The sequence below is a fragment of the Parasynechococcus sp. genome (assembly GCF_042954245.1).
Taxonomy (GTDB): domain Bacteria; phylum Cyanobacteriota; class Cyanobacteriia; order PCC-6307; family Cyanobiaceae; genus Parasynechococcus.
Genome location: NZ_JBGKDP010000154.1, coordinates 1 through 3,170 on the forward strand (window position 1 = coordinate 1; position 3,170 = coordinate 3,170).

Annotated in this window: 6 protein-coding genes; 5 read left to right on the plus strand and 1 reads right to left on the minus strand. The window is 59.8% G+C overall.

The features are described from left to right. The first annotated feature begins 219 nt into the window (after window positions 1–219). From rpmI to ACGVJ8_RS06865, 3 genes are read left to right on the plus strand one after another with little or no spacing between them, the layout of a single operon-like run. On the plus strand, window positions 220–417 hold the full coding sequence (rpmI, locus tag ACGVJ8_RS06855; RefSeq protein ID WP_392346647.1) for a 50S ribosomal protein L35: 198 nt from the start codon (window positions 220–222) through the stop codon (window positions 415–417). 52 nt (window positions 418–469) lie between these two features. Beyond that, window positions 470–817 (plus strand): 50S ribosomal protein L20, encoded by a 348-nt coding sequence (gene rplT, locus ACGVJ8_RS06860; RefSeq protein ID WP_392346649.1) that lies wholly within the window; start codon window positions 470–472, stop codon window positions 815–817. A 10-nt stretch (window positions 818–827) separates the two neighbouring features. After that, the gene (locus tag ACGVJ8_RS06865) at window positions 828–1,355 is read left to right on the plus strand and encodes a hypothetical protein (protein WP_392346651.1); all 528 of its coding nucleotides are present in this window, start codon (window positions 828–830) and stop codon (window positions 1,353–1,355) included. Between the two features lie 41 nt (window positions 1,356–1,396). On the opposite strand, the gene ACGVJ8_RS06870 is transcribed toward ACGVJ8_RS06865, so the two are convergent. Then, window positions 1,397–1,939, minus strand: a complete 543-nt coding sequence (locus ACGVJ8_RS06870; RefSeq protein ID WP_392346653.1) for a hypothetical protein — start codon at window positions 1,937–1,939, stop codon at window positions 1,397–1,399. A 51-nt stretch (window positions 1,940–1,990) separates the two neighbouring features. On the opposite strand from ACGVJ8_RS06870, the gene ACGVJ8_RS06875 reads away from it, so the two are divergent. Further along, on the plus strand, window positions 1,991–2,812 hold the full coding sequence (locus ACGVJ8_RS06875; protein WP_392346655.1) for a thiazole synthase: 822 nt from the start codon (window positions 1,991–1,993) through the stop codon (window positions 2,810–2,812). Window positions 2,813–2,889: 77 nt separating this feature from the next. Then, entirely contained in the window at window positions 2,890–3,057 is a 168-nt protein-coding gene (psb34, locus tag ACGVJ8_RS06880) for a photosystem II assembly protein Psb34 (protein WP_392346657.1), read from the plus strand. The last annotated feature ends 113 nt before the right edge of the window (window positions 3,058–3,170 follow it).

The window sequence follows — 3,170 nt, forward strand, 5'->3', positions numbered from 1 at the left end:
CAGACCTTGGTGCGGACAGGGTCGAGGACGATTCCTCGGACAGCCCACCCGACGGCTGAACCACTTCTCGGGCCCGGCAGCCCAGGGTCAAAAACAACAGCGCAGCCAGTGGGAGCAGCCGGAACACCAGACAGCAACGAAGCCGTTCCATCATGGCGTTGGTTCAGGAGAGGCAGGCAAGGGCGTATTGTTGTTGTTTGTGCCCGAACGAGCAGAGCAATGCCCAAGCTGAAGACCCGCAAAGCTGCCGCCAAGCGGTTCAAGGCAACCGGCACCGGCAAGTTCATGCGTCGGCGCGCCTTCCGTAATCACCTGCTGGACCACAAGTCCCCCAAGCAGAAGCGTCACCTGGGCACCAAGGCAGTGGTGGACCGCACCGACGAGGAGCGCGTGACCCTGATGATGCCTTACGCCTGAAGCAGTTTTCTGCTGTTTCGTTCGTTCCGACCTGACCTAATTCTTCCCCTTCATGGCCCGCGTTAAGAGAGGCAACGTCGCCCGCAAGCGCCGCAACAAGATCCTGCGGTTGGCCCGTGGCTTCCGTGGCAGCAACGGCACCCTGTTCCGCACCGCAAACCAGCGGGTCATGAAGGCGTTGTGCAACGCCTATCGCGACCGTCGCCGTCGCAAGCGTGATTTCCGTCGCCTTTGGATCGCTCGGATCAACGCTGCAGCTCGCATCAATGGCGTGAGCTACAGCCGTCTGATCGGTGGACTGAAAAAAGCCGACGTGCGTCTGAATCGCAAGATGCTGGCTCAGCTCGCTGTTGCTGATCCCACCAGCTTCACCAACGTCGTGACCGCCGCTAAGGGTTGATCGCACGGCTGTGAATCTGCTGCCCCAGACCTATCTCCTGGGCCTGGTTGGCCTACTTGCTGTCGTCGCCGTTCTCGCAGGTCGTCAAGTCCTGCGGGTTCGCGGCGACGAAATCAAATTGATGGAGCTGGAACAGGCTGGAGCGAGTAAATCCAGCCAAGCAGCTGATCTCTATGAACTCGCTTCGGTACAGCTGCGCAAACGGTTGTATCCACAGGCCACCGCCACACTGAAGCAAGCCGTAAAACGGCTGAATCAGGAGCCGGACGAAGCCAAAGCGCTGATTCAAAACGCCCTGGGCTTTGCTTTGGCCGCCCAGAAGGATTACGAGGGTGCGGTACGCCACTACAAACTGGCCTTGCGGGCCAAAAAGGATTATCCGGTTGCGCTGAACAATCTCGCCTTCGCGCAACAGAAACTGCTGGCTGACGAGGAAGCCATCAAGTTGTACGAGCAGACCCTGGTTCTTGAACCGGACAACAAAACGGCGAAGCAGGGCTTGAAGAAATTGCAGAAACGCCAAAAACCCTCCAGCTAAGCGCTGGAGGGTTGTGAATTTCGCCGATCAACGCCGTGATCTCACCAGAGTGGCTGCACGGGGGGTTGCTGGTCGCAGGAACTCAGCGCCAAACGACCACCGGTGCCCGTGGAAATGTCGGCACGGTTGATCAAGCGGGGGGCTTGCCAACTCGTCGGACTGAATCCCTGTAAGCCGAGAAACACACCACCGGGCTCCAGGCCGGCAATCAGCGGATCCGCCAGAGGGATCAGATCCAATTGATCCGATTTGGCATGAAAATTGCCCTGAACCGGTGTGGACACTGCACCGATCTGCATGGTTCCGCGCAGATCCACCATCTGGCCCATCGGCTTCAGGCCAACGAGACTGAGGCGCACATCCACGGTGGGATTGCCATCAAACGGTTGAAAGGTTCCGCACCATTCGCGGGGCAGGCTGACGGCAAGATCGGCTGCGCGAGCGACCGGATCAAAACTTTCAACGGTTTTGCCTTCCACCTGCAAAGGAACCGACAGCTCAATGGGATCGAGCGGGAGCTGAGGATTGCTCTGGAACGGCACCTGGCTGCCGATCGGGAGATCCATGGCAAGCAGGAAAGGCATGGGGGACAAGGGATGATGGCAGCACGGTAGGGCCTATTGCTTACTCACGTCATGACGTCGACGACCCATCCCAGCGATCTCCTCACCATTGGCAGCCGCCACTTCAGCAGCCGCTTGTTCACGGGAACTGGGAAATACCCCTCGATGGCTGTGATGCAACAGAGCATCGAACGCTCCGGGTGCGACATGGTCACGGTGGACGTCCGCCGCGTCCAAAGCGTGGCAGCGGGCCATGAGGGGCTGATGGAGGCGATCGACTGGTCGAAGATCTGGATGCTCCCCAACACCGCCGGATGCACCGATGCGGAGGAAGCCATCCGCGTGGCTCGACTGGGCCGCGAACTCGCCAAGTTGGCGGGTCAGGAAGACAACACCTTCATCAAGCTGGAAGTCATTCCCGATAGCCGCCATCTCTTACCCGACCCGATCGGCACCCTGGACGCCGCCGAACAGCTCGTCAAAGAGGGATTCACGGTGTTGCCTTACATCAATGCCGACCCCTTGCTGGCCAAGCGGTTGGAAGAGGCCGGCTGCGCGACGGTGATGCCGTTGGGGTCCCCGATCGGATCCGGACAGGGCCTCAACAACGCCGCAAACATTGCTCTGATTATTGAAAATTCCAGCGTCCCTGTCGTCGTGGATGCCGGAATCGGCGTCCCGAGCGAAGCGGCTCAAGCGCTGGAAATGGGAGCGGACGCGGTTCTGGTCAACAGCGCCATTGCACTGGCAGGCGACCCCGGCGGCATGGCCCAGGCCATGGGGCAGGCCGTCGAAGCGGGACGACTCGCCTATTGCTCCGGACGCCTTCCCAAGCGGGCCCAAGCCTCCGCCAGCTCACCGACCCAGGGCCTGGTTTCAGGTAAAGACTCTTGAAGTGAAATGAAGCTGGCTTCATAAACCAAGGCACTGAGCAATTGGACTCATAAGGTCCGTTGAGTCTTGAAGAAGCCATGCAGGTCACCACCGAGGACGGCGGACGTTTGAACGCTTTCGCCAAGGAGCCCCGCATGGAGGTCATTGAAGCTGGAAGCAACCGTGGGCCCGGAACCCAGCTGATGCTGATCAGCGGCGCAGTGCTCGTGGTTGCCCTGATGGCGGTGACCGTTGTGATCAGCTGACCACGACGGGAAAAAATCCCTGTAGTAACTTGCCATCAGTGAGCACTTGCGCTCGTTCCTGCAGGAGTTTGGGGTGAAAGTTCTCGTTCTCGGCGGTGACGGCTTCTGCGGCT